Origin of the sequence: Acidiphilium sp. 20-67-58 (assembly GCF_002255515.1) — a bacterium.
GTDB lineage: Bacteria > Pseudomonadota > Alphaproteobacteria > Acetobacterales > Acetobacteraceae > Acidiphilium.
On the sequence record NZ_NCAS01000021.1, the window covers coordinates 74,674 to 88,795 of the forward strand.

A 14,122-nucleotide genomic window follows, 5' to 3' on the forward strand; every position below is an offset into this window, starting at 1 on the left:
ACTGCATGTCCGGCACCCAGCTTGCCAAGATCCGGAATATCGGCATCACCGCACATATCGACGCGGGCAAGACCACGACCACCGAGCGCATCCTCTATTACACGGGCGTGTCGCACAAGATCGGCGAAGTCCACGACGGCAACACCACGACCGACTACATGGCGCAGGAGCGTGAGCGCGGCATCACCATCACCTCCGCCGCGGTGACCTGCGAGTGGAAAGACCACCGCATCAACATCATCGACACCCCGGGCCATATCGACTTCAACATCGAGGTGAACCGTTCGCTGCGCGTGCTCGACGGCGCGGTGTTCATCATCGAGGGCGTGGCCGGCGTGCAGCCGCAGTCCGAAACCAACTGGCGCCTTGCCGACCGCTACAACGTGCCCCGCATCATCTTCATCAACAAGCTCGACCGCACCGGCGCCGATTTCTACCGCGCGTTCGACACGCTGAAGGAGAAGCTCGACATCGTGGCGCTGCCGCTGCAGCTGCCGATCGGCATCGAGGACCAGTTCATCGGCGTGGTCGACCTCGTCGAGATGAAGGCGATCGTCTGGGAAGGCGGCGAGCTCGGCGCGAAGTTCCATGACGAGGAAATCCCGGCCGACCTGCTGGAGAAGGCCAAGGAACACCGCCAGACCCTGCTCGACACCGCGCTCGCGGTCGACGATGCCGGCATGGAGGAATATTTCGAGAAGGGCGACGTCAGCGTCGAGACCCTGAAGCGCGCCATCAAGACCGGCACCATCTCGGGCGCGTTCCGCCCGGTGCTGTGCGGCACCGCCTTCAAGAACAAGGGCGTGCAGCCGCTGCTCGACGGCGTGCTCGACTACCTGCCGAGCCCGATCGACATCGAGGGCATCAAGGTCGCCCCGCCGGAAGGCGAGGAGGAAGACCCCTCGGTCGAGCGCCGCGTGATCCCGGCCAATCCGGAAGCCCCCTTCGCCGGCCTCGCCTTCAAGATCATCAACGACAAGTACGGCACGCTGACCTTCGTCCGCGTCTATGCCGGCACGCTGCGTTCGGGTGACACGGTGCTCAACACCACCAAGGGGCACAAGGAACGCGTCGGCCGCATGTTCCAGATGCACGCCGACAAGCGCGAAGAGGTCAAGGAAGTCCAGGCTGGCGACATCGCCGCCTTCGTCGGGCTGAAGGATACCGGCACCGGCGACACGCTGGCCTCCGCGGAAGATCCGGTGGTGCTGGAGCGCATGGCCTTCCCGGTTCCGGTTATCGACATCTCGGTCGAACCCAAGACCAAGGACGCCGTCGAGAAGATGACGCTGGCGCTGCAGAAGCTCGCCGGCGAGGATCCCTCGCTTCGCCTCAAGACGGACCAGGAAACCGGCCAGACCATCCTCTCCGGCATGGGCGAGCTGCATCTCGACATCATCATCGACCGGCTGCGGCGCGAATACGGCGTCGAGGCCAATGTCGGCGCGCCGCAGGTCGCCTATCGCGAAACGATCACCCGCGAGCACACCGAAACCTACACCCACAAGAAGCAGTCGGGCGGTTCGGGCCAGTTCGCCGAAGTCAAGATCGTGTTCCAGCCGCTGGAGCGTAACGAGGGCATCCAGTTCGAGAACTCGGTGGTCGGCGGCACCGTGCCGAAGGAATACATCCCGGCGGTCGAAAAGGGCATCCGCATCCAGGCCGACACCGGCGTCCTCGCCGGCTTCCCGACCGTGGACTTCAAATACACCCTGGTCGACGGCAAGTACCACGATGTCGACTCCTCGGCGCTCGCCTTCGAAATCGCCGCCAAGGCCTGCTTCCGCGAAGGCATGAAGAAGGCCAGCCCGGTCATTCTCGAGCCGATCATGGATGTCGAGATCACCACGCCGCAGGACCATGTCGGCGACGTCGTGGGCGACCTCAACCGCCGCCGCGGCATGATCCAGAACCAGGAAAGCTCGGGATCGACCGTCATCGTCCGCGCCCAGGTGCCGCTGAAGGAAATGTTCGGCTACATCTCGAACCTGCGTTCGATGACCAAGGGCCGCGCCTCCTTCACCATGCAATTCCACCACTACGATCCGGTGCCGCGCAACATCGCGGAAGAAATCATGGCCAAAAGCGCCTGATCCAACGCGGCTAAACAGGGCGCCCGAAAGGGCGCCAGTCGCCTGAAGCCTGCCGAACGCGGACGACAATGTCGTCCGCGTTTTTCTTGTCTTCAGCTCTGGTGAGGAAATCGCCCGAGGCGGGGCAGGCGTCAGCCCGGGTTGCGGGCCGTGATCAGGTGAATGGTCGCCGCCAGCCTCGCATCCGGGCCGGCATAGCCGGGCAGCGCGGCGCGAAACGCCGCAACCAGCGCCCCGCGCATCGCTGGATCGGCCTGTCTCTCGTCGATCAGCGCGCCCGCCGGGCCCATCGTGGCCGCCATCCTGGCCTCGTCGTCGAGAGAGTTTCCATACAAATCGACGCGCTCCGGCGCGACCGCGACATCCGCAAATCCCGCCGCCGCCAGCACGGCGCACACATGCGCGCGGTCGGAGAAGGCCAGCGGTCCCGGCGCGTGCGGCCGGCGTGGCTTCGGCGGCCCGAGACGCTCGATGGCGATGCCCAGCGGCACCGACCAATGAGGATTGTCCTCGATCGCCCCCCAGGCCGCGCAGACGAGTCGGCCGCCCGGCACCAGCGCGCGCCGCAGATTGGCGAACGCTGCCGCCGAATCCTCGAAGAACATGATCCCGAACCGCGAGGTCATGAGGTCGAACGGCGCGGCGAAGGTTGCGACGGCGGCGTCCGCCTCCAGCAGCGTCACCTGCGCGAGGTCGCCAAGCCGGGCCTGCGCCGCCTCCAGCATCGGGCGCGAGACATCGACGGCGGTGACGTGCCCGCCCTCGCCCACCAGCCCGGCAAGCCGCGCCGTGGTCGTCCCCGTGCCGCAGCCGATCTCCAGCACCCGCTCGCCGGGGCGGGGCGCTGCCAGCTCCAGCAGCCGGTCCTCAACCCCGGTGAGCCGGGCTTCCATCGCCGCCTGGAGGCCGATCCATTTCGGCCCGGCGACCTCGTTCCAATAGGCGATCTGCCGCTCGTTGCCGCCCCCGGCCGCCGCCTCGCTCACGCCGCCGCCTGCCGGCGCGGCTTGGGCATGAACTTGAGCGCGAACCGCACCAGCATGGGCATCGTGGTCGGCCGCAGCAGCCGCTGATCGTAGCCGGAAAACCGCCGGTCGTTCTCCTCGAGGCAGATGCGCATCAGCTCGGGCACCGAAATCTCCTCGGCGCTGACCGATTTGCTGCCGGTGACCGTGAAGTTGTTGTCCTGCGTCTTGGGCTTGTCCTTGCCGCCATCGTCCATGCCGCGGGCGATGCCGATCCGCTCCCAGCCGAGAAACGCCCACACCGCCGCCACCCGCAGCTCGAACCAGATCCGCCGGTGCAGCGGCAGCTTCGCCCGGTGCCACGCGACCCAGTTGGCGAAGAGCAGGATGTGCCGGCACTCCTCCTGCATCACCGGCTCGAAGGTCTCGACCAGTTCGGCCGGGAAGAAGCCCGAGCGCTTCGCCAGCTCGAACAGGCCAAAGGCAAAGAAACTGTCGATGCATTCCGAATAGCCGGTCACCATGTAGGCCCATTCGGGATCCTTCGGCTGGAGGTATTCCGGCTCCGGCTCCAGCGGGATGTCATAGGCCGCGACCAGCTTGGAGAGCACCTCCTTGTGCCGGTTCTCCTCCCAGCCGTTCAGCTCGATCGTCTTGCTCATGTCCGGATCGGCAATGATCCGCGCATAGGCCGCCATCCGCAGCCGCGCCTTGCCCTCGGTCTGCACCGCGATGTCCCAGATCGGCAGCGAGGTGATCTTGTTCAGCGTCTCCGCGTCGAGTTTCGGCCACTCGATCACCGAGGGTTTGTAGGGGTTGAAGGTTTCGTGGAACATCGCGCAGACGGCGCGCTTGTGGGTTTCCGAGCCCGGCTTCAGCGGCCCGGGATCGGGGCTGACCCAGTGACGGGCGGCCTTGTCGGCGGCTTCGATGGTGGCGGCATCAACGGTCATTGCAGTGGCGTTCATCGACCTTCATCCTTGTCTTCTGTCGGCAATATCGGTGCCAGCGGGACGATTTTAACCCCGCCCGAAACCGGTTCAACCCGACGCCGAACTCTGTTACCCTGCCGGTATGGAAACGCGCCACAATCTCACCGAAAACCCCGATCTCGGCCTGATCAAGTCGCTCGACATACGGGGCAATCCGCATGGTCCGCTCGCCGGGCTCAACGTCGTCGTCAAGGACCTGTTCGACATCGCAGGCGAAGTCACCGCCTTCGGCAACCCCGACTGGGGGCGGCATTTCGGCGCCGCCCTCTCGCATGCCTGGATCGTCTCGCAGCTTCTCGAATCCGGTGCGCGCATCACCGGCAAGACGACGACGGTCGAACTCGCCTTCGGCCTCGAAGGCCGCAACGCCCATTACGGCACGCCGATCAACCCCGCCGCACCGGACCGGCTGCCCGGCGGCTCATCCAGCGGTTCGGCGGCGATGATCGCGGGCGGCCACGCCCATGTCGGCATCGGTTCGGACACCGGCGGCTCGGTGCGGATTCCGGCCAGCTATTGCGGCCTTTACGGGCTGCGCCCGAGCCAGGGGCTGCTCAGCCTCGCCGGCGCTGCGGCCCTTGCCCCGAGTTTCGACACGCCCGGCTGGTTCGCCCGCGATGCCGAGACCATGCTCCGCGTCGGCGAGGCACTGCTGCCGCCAGCACCGCCGCTATCCGCCCAGTTCCTCAGGATTCCCGCCGCCTTCGCCAATGCCGATCCCGGTGTCGTCGCCGCCCTCGCGCCGGCGCTCGACAGGCTCGGCCCGACCGCCGAGATCGACCCGGTGCCGGAGGGGCTCGACCGCCTGCTGGCCCTGCAGAACGCCGTGCGCGGGCGCGAAACCTGGCTGACACTGGGCGGCTTCATCGACAAGGTGAACCCAACGCTCGACCCGGTTACCGCCGGCCGGATCGCGGCCACGCGGGGCTTCACCACCGAGGCCGCCGCCGAAGGCAAGGCGGCGCGCCTCGCCTATACGGCGCGGATGCACGCGTTGCTGGCCGGCGGCGCGGTGCTGGTGATCCCCACCTCGCCCTGCCCGGCCCCGCCGGTGGCAGCCGAGCAATCGGTCTATGAAGACGTCCGCACCCGCACGCTGCGTGTCGGCATCATCGCCGCCTTCGCCGGCCTGCCGGAACTCACCATCCCGGTGGGCAAGGTGGGTGGCGCGCCGGTCGGCCTGTCGCTCATCGCCGGGCCGGGACGCGACCTCGCCCTGCTCGAACTCGCCGCCGACCTCGCGCTCGCCTGAGCGCGCGGCCGGGACACGATTTCAGAAGATCTCGTCGTATATCCTCACGATCTCGGCAGCATCCGGCACCGCCGGATTGTTGCCGGGACTGCCGGAGGCCAGCGCCTGCTCCGCCATTTTCGGCAGCAGCGCGTCCCAGTCGGCACGGGACACGCCGAAACCCTCCGGCGTCGGCACTTCAAGCTCGGCGTTGATCGCCTCAAGCGCCTCGATCAGCCTGGCGCCGGCCAGCTGGTCGGCATCGTCGGCGCGGGCGAAGCCGGCGAGGCGGGACGCTTCGGCATAGCGCGGCAGCGACGCGTTGAGCGAAAACCGCGTCACCGCCGGCAACAGCATCGCGTTCGACATGCCGTGCGGCACGTGGAAATGCGCCCCGATCGGCCGCGACATGCCATGCACCAGCGCCACCGAGGCGTTGGAGAAGGCGAGCCCGGCCAGGGTCGCGCCCAGCATCATCGCCTCGCGCGCGTCGCGATCCTGCGGCGTCTGCCAGACCTTGCGCAGATTGGCGCCGATCAGCCGCATCGCGCTGCGCGCATAGGCGTCGGAGACCGGGTTCGCCCGCCGCGAGACATAGGCTTCCAGCGCATGGGTGAAGGCATCGATCCCGGTATCGGCGGTGGTGCGCGGCGGCACGCTCATGGTCAGCTCGTAATCGACCACCGCCGCCAGCGGCAGCGCCCCGAGGCCGGCGATCAGCATCTTCTCGTCGGTCTCGGTATCGGTGATCACGGTGAAGCGCGTCGCTTCCGAGCCGGTCCCGGCGGTGGTCGGCACCGCGATCAGCGGCAGCGCCGCCGCATCCGCGGCCACCGGCACCTTGAAGTCGCGCATCCGCGCGCCCGGTGCGGCCGCGAGCAGGATGTTGATCGCCTTCGCCGTGTCGATCGGCGAGCCGCCGCCGAAGCCGATCAGGCAGTCGAACTCACCGCCGCGTGCGGCCGCAACGCCGGCCTCCACCACGGTATCCACCGGCTCCGGCACGGTATCGCTGAAGATCGTGCAGACGATCCCGGCCGCTTCCAGCGGATCGGTGATGCGGCGAACCAGGCCGAGCTTCACCATGACCGGATCGGTGACGATCAGCGGCCGCGACAGGCCGAGGCGGCCGAGCAGGGCCGCGATCCGCGCCGCAGACCCGCCACCAATATCCATGTGCCGCGGTGCGAAAAATCCAATATCCATGTTGCGTTCCCCCCACAGGCGATCCGGCCCGGCCGGATAAGGACGATCTGGTGTCACGCGTCCGAACCCGACCGGATTCCAGACTTGCGACACCAGTAGAACCAATCATTCAGCTTCCTGCCTGTCCCTGCAATTCTCTGCGGAATTTCAGGGGCAGGACACTACATCGCACCCGGCGCCGCCGCCTCGTCGAGTTCGGCGGCCATCGCCGTCCGCCACCCCAAGCCTTCCGGCGCGCAGAGGATGGGCGCGGCATTGGCCGTGCGGCCTTCCAGGCTCACGCCGAGCAGCCCGCGCACCGCCCGGAAGAAGGCACCGTGCGACACCAGCAGCAGCGGTCCCGGCCGCGCCAGAATGGCGCGCAGCGCGGCCCCGGCGCGGAGGGTGATGTCGGCGAAGCTCTCCGCGCCCGGCGGCGTCAGCCGCCCGTCGATCCAGTCGCTGAACCAGGGTTCGAGCGGCTTGCCCTCCATCCCGCCGAACACCACCTCGCGCAGCTCCGGCTCGAAGGCGAGCGGCAGGCCGAGCGTCTCGTTGACGATTTCGGCCGTCTCGCGCGCCCGCTGCATCGGCGAGGCGACGATGCCGACAATCCCGCGCCCGAGCAGCAGCGGCGCCGCCGCGCGCGCCTGCGCCCGGCCGGTCTCGTTCAGCGGAATGTCGATTGCCCCTTGCGACAGACCCTGCGCGTTATAGTCGGTCTGACCGTGGCGGAGGAACCAGAACGGCGTGCGCGGCAGCGTCATCAGGACAGGCGCTCCTGCTCCATCGCCCGCGCCACCGCCGGGCGCGCCTTCATCCGCGCGTAATGCGCCGCGACATGCGCCGGCAGCGGGAGGGTCTGCCGTCCCTCTGCCCAGAACGACACATAGAACAGCGCCGCGTCGGCGATCGAGAAACTGCCGAGCAGCCACTCACGCCCATCGGCGAGCACGTTGTCGATCAGGTCGAACCCTTCGGCGAAAATCTTGCGCCCCTGTTCGCGCACCGCCTCCTTGTCCTCCGGGTTCGGCGCGAAACGGTCCGGGCGGAAGATGCGGGTAAAGCCCTGCGGGTGCATCCAGCCGTTGATGTAGGCGACAAGCTCGTTGCAGCGCGCCGCCTCGACCGGGGCGGAAGGCACCAGCTGCGCCTGCGGGTTGGTGGCGGCCAGGTAATGGGCGATGGCGATCCATTCGGTCAGCACCGCGCCATCGTCGAGCACCACCGCCGGCACTTTCGCCTTCGGGTTGATCGCCCGGAATTCGTCGCTGAACTGCTGCCCCTCGCGCAGGTTCACCAGCACGCCCTCGTGCGGCAGGCCAAGCTCTTCGAGCAGCACGTGAATGCCGAGCGAGCAGGCGCCGGGTGTGTAGAACAGTTTCATGCGTTTCCTCCGGGTTGGCGGCTGGTCAGTCGAACAGCGAGCTGACCGAGGTCTCGTCCGAGATGCGGCGCATCGCCTCGGCAAGCAAGGGGGCGATGGGCAGCACACGCAGATTGGCCGGCGGATTGCGCGCGGGATCGAGATTGATGCTGTCGGTGATGGTCAGCGTCTCGATCGGGCTGGCGCCGATGCGCTCCAGCGCCTTGCCCGAGAGCACGCCATGGCTGACATAGGCCGAGGCCGAGGCCGCGCCGTGGCGGATCAGCGCCTCGGCCGCGTTGCAGAGCGAGCCGCCGGAATCGACGATGTCGTCGATCATGATGCAGTGCCGCCCCTCGACATCGCCGATCACGTTCATCACTTCCGAAACACCGGCGCGCGGGCGGCGCTTGTCGATGATCGCGAAATCGCAGGCCAGCCGGCTCGCCGTGGCGCGGGCGCGGGCGACACCGCCGGCATCCGGCGACACCACCATGATATCCCGCCCGGCGAACCGCTCCTGGATGTCGCGCGCGAACAGCGGCGCGCCGTAGAGATTGTCCACCGGGATGTCGAAAAAGCCCTGGATCTGCCCGGCATGCAGGTCAAGCGTGAGCACGCGGTTCGCCCCCGCCTCGGTGATGATGTTGGCGACCAGCTTGGCGGAAATCGGCGTGCGCGGGCCGGTCTTGCGATCCTGCCTGGCGTAGCCGAAATACGGGATCACCGCGGTGACGCGCCGCGCTGAGCCGCGCCGCAGCGCATCGAGCGTGATCAGCAGTTCCATCAGGTTGTCGTTCGCCGGAAAGCAGGTGGACTGGATGACGAACACGTCCTCGCCGCGGACATTCTCCTGGATCTCGACATGGATCTCCATATCGGCGAAGCGGCGGATGATGGCGTTGGTGAGCGGCAGGTGCAGCGCCTTGCTGACGGCTTCCGCGAGCGGCAGGTTCGAATTACACGCGACGATCTTCATGTGGCGGATCCTTGCGGCCGGAACGAGCGGCCCCGATGTCGAAGGAAATGGACCGAACGATCCGAGCCGCGTGTAGCAACCGCTCCCGCCCCTGTCCATTGACGCGCGGGCAGTGCAGGCCATTGCACCGATGGCCCCGTGCGCGGTATCCTGCAATCCATGAGCCAATCCCTGCCTCTCGATGCCGAAGCGGCGCGCGACGCCTGGCTCACGCGCGACGTCTGGCCGCGGCGGATCTTCGCCTTCCTGGTCGATCTCGTGCTGCTCGCGATCCTCAGCGGCGCGATCTGGTGGACGATCGTGGTGCTCGGCTTCGCCACGCTCGGCCTCGGCTTTCTGCTGCTGCATTTCACCTGGGCGGTCCCGCCGCTTTATTACGTGCTCTGGCTGCGCTCCGCCGCCGCGGCCACGCCGGGGCAGCGCCTGCTCGGCCTGACGCTCCGGCAGGACGACACGCTGGAGGGCGGCGGCGCCCTGAAGCCGAGCTTCGCCCAGGCCATCGCCTGGACGGTGCTGCTCGGCGTCTCCTTCATGGTGGGCATGCTGCCCTTCCTGCTGGTGCTGGTGACGAGGCGGCGCCGGACCGGGCATGACCTTCTCTCCGGCCTGACGGTGGTGCACGCCGCAGCGCTCGGCCGCCCCCTGCCGCCGTGACCGTCTCCAGCCGCCCGCCGCAATTCTTCTACGCAACGGCCCCCCTGCCCTGCCCCTATGTCGCCGGGCGAACCGAGCGGAAGGTCGTCACCGAACTCGCCGGCGCCGATGCCGATGCGCTGCACAACCGGCTCTCGCGCGGTGGCTTCCGCCGCAGCCACAACATCGCCTACGCGCCGGTCTGCCCCGGCTGCCGCTCCTGCATCCCCATCCGCATCATCAGCGACCGGTTCCGGCCGAACCGCACCCAGAAGCGGATCATCGCCGCGAATGAAGGGCTGCGCGCCTACGAGATGCCCCCCCGCGCCACGGCCGAGCAGTTCAAGCTGTTCCAGCGCTACCAGCAGGCCCGCCACGGCGATGGGGACATGGCGGGCATGAGCTTCTACGATTACCGCGCCATGGTCGAGGATACGCCGATCGAGAGCTGGCTGGTCGAGTTCCGCGACGCGACCGACGAGCTGATCGGCGCATGCCTGACCGACCGCCTCGCCGACGGGCTTTCCGCCGTCTACTCGTTCTTCGCCCCTGAGCTGGTCCGGCAATCCCTCGGCACCAGGTCGATCCTCTGGCTCGTCGAACGCACGCGCGAGCTGGGCCTGCCTTACGTCTATCTCGGCTACTGGGTGCCGGAGAGCCCGAAAATGGCCTACAAGGCGCGGTTTCGCCCGGCCGAGATCCTGCTCGGCGGCAGCTGGACGGACCTGACCGACGATCTTGCCGCCGCCGAAAGCCCTGCCGCCTGGCCCCTGCGTCTCGCCCCGGTGCGCCAGAGCGGCACCTGATCCGCGAAGCTCACGCCGGATTGATCGCGCGGCACCTCGCCTGCCCTTGTGCTGCCACGAGGATGACGAAGATGAACGCCAGCAAACAGGAGACCATCATGAACCGATCAGCCCTCGCGCTCGGCCTTGCCTCCGCCCTCATCCTCGGCGCCGCTACTGCACATGCCGCCTCCCCGCCGCAACCGGTCTACATCCACATGAACGGCGCCAACGAGTTCCTCGAACGCCTCGTTTTCGTGCACCCCGGCCAGAAAGTGGTGTTCGTCAACGAGGATACCGGGCCGCACGCCATTCTGGGCTACAATCCGCAAACCGGCGCCGCGAGCAAGACCTTCGACGACCCCGCGCTGGCGGGCACGCCGGGCAAGGGACACAAGCTCCACACCTACGCGATCAGCTTTCGCCACCAGGGACCGCAATGGTATTACTGCCCGGTCCACGCCGGTCTCACCAAGGCGCCGGGCGGCGTGTGGATGCCGAAAGTGCGCCCCGGCGTGCACGGGTTCGGCACGCCGATGGCCGGGGTGATCATCGTCACCCGCGATGCGGCGCTCTTGAAGGACAATCCCGCAACCAGCCATTCAAAGGTGCTGCCGGGCTATTTCGGCGGCTGAACCGCGCCCGGACCGCCCCTTGCCCGCAGGCGCCGATCGCAGCGGCGCCCCTCGGGAGAGGGGACCGTCAGAGCGTCATCCGATCAGATGGCATGATCTGATCGGATAAAGCGCCCTGGTTATCAACATGACTGAATATGCTCCGATCCATCAGGATCGGGACGCGCTCCAGAGCCGGCCGGGCCGGACATGAGCACGAGATCGTCGCGGTGGATCAGCTCGTCCCGCCCGCGCCAGCCGAGCAGCGCCTCGATCTCGTCGGTCCGGTGGCCGGCGATCAGCGCCGCATCCTCGCTCTGATAGGCGGCAAGGCCGCGGGCCAGCGCCGCGCCATCCGGCCCGGCGATCTCGACCGCATCGCCGCGCTCGAACCGTCCCTCGACGCGCACCACCCCCGCCGGCAGCAGCGATGATCCGCCGCGGATCGCCCGCACGGCACCGGCATCGACATGCAGCAGCCCGAGCGGCGCGAGCGAGCCGGCGATCCAGCGTTTGCGCGCCGAGCGCCCGCCGGGCTGCGGCAAAAACCACGTGCAGCGCGCCCCTGATTCGAGCGACGCAAGCGGATGCGCAACCCCGCCAAGCGCGATCGCCATGGCGCAGCCGGCCTGGGTGGCGATCCGCGCGGCGACGAGCTTGGTCCGCATCCCGCCCGAGGAATAGCCCGGCGGCGGCGCCCCGCCCATCGCCTCGATCTCCGGCGTGATCGCGGCGACGACCGGCAGATGCGCCGCCCCCGGGTCGCGCCGCGGATCGGCGGTATAGAGCCCGTCGATATCGGAGAGCAGGATCAGCTGGTCCGCCTCCACCATTTCGGCCACCCGGCCGGCGAGCCGGTCGTTGTCGCCGAAGCGGATCTCGCCGGTCGCGACCGAATCGTTCTCGTTGATCACCGGCACGGCGCCAAGTTCGAGCAGGGTCCGCAATGTCGCCCGCGCGTTGAGATAGCGCCGCCGGTCCTCGGTATCGTCCATGGTCAGCAGCAGTTGCGCCGCCACCAGCCGGTGCGCGGAAAGCGCCTCGCTCCAGGCCTGCGCCAGCCGGATCTGCCCGACCGAGGCCGCGGCCTGCTTCTCCTCAAGCCGTAGCCGCTTCTGCGTCAGGCCAAGCTGCCGCCGCGCGAGAGCAATCGCCCCGGACGACACCACGATCACACCGACGCCGCGCGCCCTGAGGGACGCGATGTCCGCGGCCACGCTTGCAAGCCAGGCCGTGCGCGGCGCCGCGGCATCGGGATCGACGATGAGGGCAGACCCGATCTTCACCACCAGCAGCCGCGCGCTGCCTGGATCGGGCAGCCCCTGGCTCACTGCCGCTGCTCGCGGATCATCCGCAGGGTTTCGCGCAGCACCGCGTCGACCCCCTGATGCGCGGCGGCGGAAATCACCATGACCTTGCAGCCCGAGGCCCGTTCCAGCGCCGAACGCCGGCCGGCGATCTGGTGCGGCGTCATCGCATCCATCTTGTTCAGCACGATCAGCTCGGGCTTGTCCGCCAGCCCGCCGCCATAGGCTTCAAGCTCGCCGCGAATCGTCCGCCAGGCGTCCACCACGTCGCCGGCCGCCCCGTCGATCAGGTGGATCAGCGCGGCGCAGCGCTCGACATGGCCGAGAAACCGGTCGCCGAGCCCGGCGCCGTCATGCGCGCCCTCGATCAGGCCCGGAATGTCGGCGAGGACGAATTCCTCGGTCATCGACAGCCGGACCACGCCAAGCTGCGGGTGCAGCGTGGTGAAGGGATAGTCGGCGATCTTGGGCCGCGCCGCCGAGGCCACCGAGAGAAAGGTCGATTTCCCGGCATTCGGCAGCCCGACCAGCCCGGCATCGGCGATCAGCTTGAGCCGCAGCCAGACCCAGCGCTCCTCGCCCGGCCAGCCGGGATCGGCGCGGCGCGGCGCGCGGTTGGTGGAGGTCTTGAACATGGCGTTGCCATGGCCGCCATCGCCGCCGCGCAGCAGCACGATGCGCTTGCCCGGCGCGTCGAGATCGGCGAGCAGGGTCTCGCGGTCGTCATCGAGGATCTGGGTGCCGACCGGTACCTTGATCACCACCGTCGGCGCGGCCGCACCGGTGCGGTCCGATCCGGAGCCGTTGCCGCCCTTGCGGGCCCGGAAATGCTGGGTGTAGCGGAAGTCGATCAGCGTGTTCAGGTTCTCGACCGCTTCGAACACGATGTCGCCGCCGCGGCCGCCATTGCCGCCGTCCGGCCCACCGAACTCGATGTATTTCTCGCGCCGGAACGCGACGACGCCGTTGCCGCCATCGCCCGAACGCACATAGATTTTAGCCTGGTCGAGGAACTTCATGGGTGCAGATACGCAAAAGGCCGGCACCGGCCGGCCTTCGCGTCTTTCATGCCGGAGACAGATTACTCCGCGGCGAGCGGCAGCGGCTCGACCGAAACGTGCACACGGCCTTCGGCCTTGCGGGAGAACTTCACGCGCCCATCGACGAGGGCGAAGATCGTGTGGTCACGGCCGACGCCGACATTGGAACCCGGCTTCACCTTGGTCCCGCGCTGGCGGATGATGATGTTGCCGGCGATCACCTGTTCGTCACCGAACTTCTTGACGCCGAGGCGGCGGCCTTCGGAATCGCGCCCGTTGCGCGACGAGCCACCGGCTTTCTTGTGTGCCATGGGATATCCCTCCGATCAGGCGGCGTTTATGCCGGACACGCGCAGCACGGTCACCGGCTGACGGTGGCCATTCTTGCGACGGCTGTTCTGCCGGCGGCGCTTCTTGAAGATGATGACCGTATCGAGCTTGTCCTGCGCGATCACCGTGGCGGTAACCGTCGCTCCCTCGACCACGGGCTTTCCCAGGGTCACGCCCTGTTCACCGCCAATGGCGAGAACGTCGGTGAAGGTGATGGTGCTGCCGGCCTCGGCCTCGAGCTTCTCGACCTTCAGCACCGCGTCCGGCACGACGCGATATTGTTTTCCGCCGGTGCGGATGACTGCAAACATCGATCTGGTCCAATTCTATCTGCAACGCCGCGCGGGCGGACAAAGAAAAGTGGCGCGAAACCCTGCGGCGTCGCGCGATTGCGGGGTTATAGCGCGCTCCATCCCGCTGTCAATCGATTTGCCCGCTCCCCCCGCCATCGATGCCCGCGCCGCGGCTGTTGCCTAGTCAGCACCATCATGCTTATAACCCCGCCCGACCGCGGAGAGGTGCCAGAGTGGTCGATTGGGACGGTCTCGAAAACCGTTGTGCCTTCACGGGTACCGTGGGTTCGAATCCCACCCTCTCCGCCA

The 14,122-nt window shown here is 68.0% G+C and carries 15 protein-coding genes and 1 tRNA gene; 6 read left to right on the top strand and 10 right to left on the bottom strand.

Features of this window, described 5'->3' with window-relative positions:
- Window positions 1-5: 5 nt before the first annotated feature.
- Window positions 6-2,093, top strand: coding sequence for an elongation factor G (gene fusA / locus B7Z76_RS10010; RefSeq protein WP_174504015.1), 2,088 nt, complete (start codon window positions 6-8; stop codon window positions 2,091-2,093).
- Between the two features lie 131 nt (window positions 2,094-2,224).
- Here the strand turns inward: fusA and B7Z76_RS10015 are convergent, their stop codons facing one another.
- Together B7Z76_RS10015 and B7Z76_RS10020 are read right to left on the bottom strand one after the other, a co-directional pair.
- Window positions 2,225-3,079 (bottom strand): class I SAM-dependent methyltransferase, encoded by an 855-nt coding sequence (locus B7Z76_RS10015; RefSeq protein WP_291343689.1) that lies wholly within the window; start codon window positions 3,077-3,079, stop codon window positions 2,225-2,227.
- Complete coding sequence (locus B7Z76_RS10020; protein ID WP_291343690.1) at window positions 3,076-4,026, bottom strand: ferritin-like domain-containing protein; 951 nt, start codon at window positions 4,024-4,026, stop codon at window positions 3,076-3,078. The genes B7Z76_RS10015 and B7Z76_RS10020 overlap by 4 nt, the downstream gene beginning before the upstream one ends.
- Before the next feature lie 106 nt (window positions 4,027-4,132).
- Here B7Z76_RS10020 and B7Z76_RS10025 point away from each other — a divergent pair, with 106 nt between their 5' ends.
- Window positions 4,133-5,302, top strand: a complete 1,170-nt coding sequence (locus B7Z76_RS10025; RefSeq protein ID WP_291343692.1) for an amidase — start codon at window positions 4,133-4,135, stop codon at window positions 5,300-5,302.
- A 21-nt stretch (window positions 5,303-5,323) separates the two neighbouring features.
- Here the strand turns inward: B7Z76_RS10025 and B7Z76_RS10030 are convergent, their stop codons facing one another.
- The 4 genes from B7Z76_RS10030 to B7Z76_RS10045 form a co-directional block, all read right to left on the bottom strand.
- A complete protein-coding gene (locus B7Z76_RS10030) occupies window positions 5,324-6,487 on the bottom strand; it encodes an iron-containing alcohol dehydrogenase (RefSeq protein ID WP_174504011.1) in 1,164 nt (387 codons plus the stop codon).
- Between the two features lie 161 nt (window positions 6,488-6,648).
- Window positions 6,649-7,233: a histidine phosphatase family protein gene (locus B7Z76_RS10035; protein WP_174504010.1), complete on the bottom strand. Its 585-nt coding sequence runs from the start codon at window positions 7,231-7,233 to the stop codon at window positions 6,649-6,651.
- A complete protein-coding gene (locus tag B7Z76_RS10040; protein WP_174504009.1) occupies window positions 7,233-7,853 on the bottom strand; it encodes a glutathione S-transferase family protein in 621 nt (206 codons plus the stop codon). Before B7Z76_RS10040 ends, B7Z76_RS10035 begins: the two co-directional genes overlap by 1 nt.
- Window positions 7,854-7,878: 25 nt before the next feature.
- Entirely contained in the window at window positions 7,879-8,811 is a 933-nt protein-coding gene (locus B7Z76_RS10045; protein WP_174504008.1) for a ribose-phosphate pyrophosphokinase, read from the bottom strand.
- Window positions 8,812-8,970: 159 nt separating this feature from the next.
- Between B7Z76_RS10045 and B7Z76_RS10050 the strand changes: the two genes are divergently transcribed.
- The 3 genes from B7Z76_RS10050 to B7Z76_RS10060 all read left to right on the top strand — a co-directional run bounded on the left by B7Z76_RS10050 (window position 8,971) and on the right by B7Z76_RS10060 (window position 10,864).
- Entirely contained in the window at window positions 8,971-9,465 is a 495-nt protein-coding gene (locus tag B7Z76_RS10050; protein ID WP_291343695.1) for an RDD family protein, read from the top strand.
- Entirely contained in the window at window positions 9,462-10,250 is a 789-nt protein-coding gene (locus B7Z76_RS10055; protein WP_174504006.1) for an arginyltransferase, read from the top strand. Before B7Z76_RS10050 ends, B7Z76_RS10055 begins: the two co-directional genes overlap by 4 nt.
- Before the next feature lie 71 nt (window positions 10,251-10,321).
- The gene (locus B7Z76_RS10060) at window positions 10,322-10,864 is read left to right on the top strand and encodes a Cupredoxin (RefSeq protein ID WP_291343696.1); all 543 of its coding nucleotides are present in this window, start codon (window positions 10,322-10,324) and stop codon (window positions 10,862-10,864) included.
- Between the two features lie 122 nt (window positions 10,865-10,986).
- On the opposite strand, the gene proB is transcribed toward B7Z76_RS10060, so the two are convergent.
- From proB to rplU, 4 genes are all read right to left on the bottom strand, one after another.
- Window positions 10,987-12,174, bottom strand: coding sequence for a glutamate 5-kinase (gene proB / locus B7Z76_RS10065; RefSeq protein ID WP_291343698.1), 1,188 nt, complete (start codon window positions 12,172-12,174; stop codon window positions 10,987-10,989).
- Window positions 12,171-13,169: a GTPase ObgE gene (gene obgE, locus B7Z76_RS10070; RefSeq protein WP_174504003.1), complete on the bottom strand. Its 999-nt coding sequence runs from the start codon at window positions 13,167-13,169 to the stop codon at window positions 12,171-12,173. Before obgE ends, proB begins: the two co-directional genes overlap by 4 nt.
- Before the next feature lie 62 nt (window positions 13,170-13,231).
- Entirely contained in the window at window positions 13,232-13,501 is a 270-nt protein-coding gene (gene rpmA, locus B7Z76_RS10075; RefSeq protein ID WP_174504002.1) for a 50S ribosomal protein L27, read from the bottom strand.
- Between the two features lie 15 nt (window positions 13,502-13,516).
- Entirely contained in the window at window positions 13,517-13,831 is a 315-nt protein-coding gene (gene rplU / locus B7Z76_RS10080; protein WP_174504001.1) for a 50S ribosomal protein L21, read from the bottom strand.
- 201 nt (window positions 13,832-14,032) lie between these two features.
- Here rplU and B7Z76_RS10085 point away from each other — a divergent pair.
- Window positions 14,033-14,122 (top strand) — tRNA-Ser (locus tag B7Z76_RS10085).

Coding starts and splice junctions, on each gene's coding strand:
- fusA (WP_174504015.1), top strand. CDS start 6: ATGTCCGGCACCCAGCTTGCCAAGATCCGGAATATCGGCATCACCGCA.
- B7Z76_RS10020 (WP_291343690.1), bottom strand. CDS start 4,026: ATGAACGCCACTGCAATGACCGTTGATGCCGCCACCATCGAAGCCGCC.
- B7Z76_RS10025 (WP_291343692.1), top strand. CDS start 4,133: ATGGAAACGCGCCACAATCTCACCGAAAACCCCGATCTCGGCCTGATC.
- B7Z76_RS10030 (WP_174504011.1), bottom strand. CDS start 6,487: ATGGATATTGGATTTTTCGCACCGCGGCACATGGATATTGGTGGCGGG.
- B7Z76_RS10035 (WP_174504010.1), bottom strand. CDS start 7,233: ATGACGCTGCCGCGCACGCCGTTCTGGTTCCTCCGCCACGGTCAGACC.
- B7Z76_RS10040 (WP_174504009.1), bottom strand. CDS start 7,853: ATGAAACTGTTCTACACACCCGGCGCCTGCTCGCTCGGCATTCACGTG.
- B7Z76_RS10045 (WP_174504008.1), bottom strand. CDS start 8,811: ATGAAGATCGTCGCGTGTAATTCGAACCTGCCGCTCGCGGAAGCCGTC.
- B7Z76_RS10050 (WP_291343695.1), top strand. CDS start 8,971: ATGAGCCAATCCCTGCCTCTCGATGCCGAAGCGGCGCGCGACGCCTGG.
- B7Z76_RS10060 (WP_291343696.1), top strand. CDS start 10,322: ATGAACGCCAGCAAACAGGAGACCATCATGAACCGATCAGCCCTCGCG.
- obgE (WP_174504003.1), bottom strand. CDS start 13,169: ATGAAGTTCCTCGACCAGGCTAAAATCTATGTGCGTTCGGGCGATGGC.
- rpmA (WP_174504002.1), bottom strand. CDS start 13,501: ATGGCACACAAGAAAGCCGGTGGCTCGTCGCGCAACGGGCGCGATTCC.
- rplU (WP_174504001.1), bottom strand. CDS start 13,831: ATGTTTGCAGTCATCCGCACCGGCGGAAAACAATATCGCGTCGTGCCG.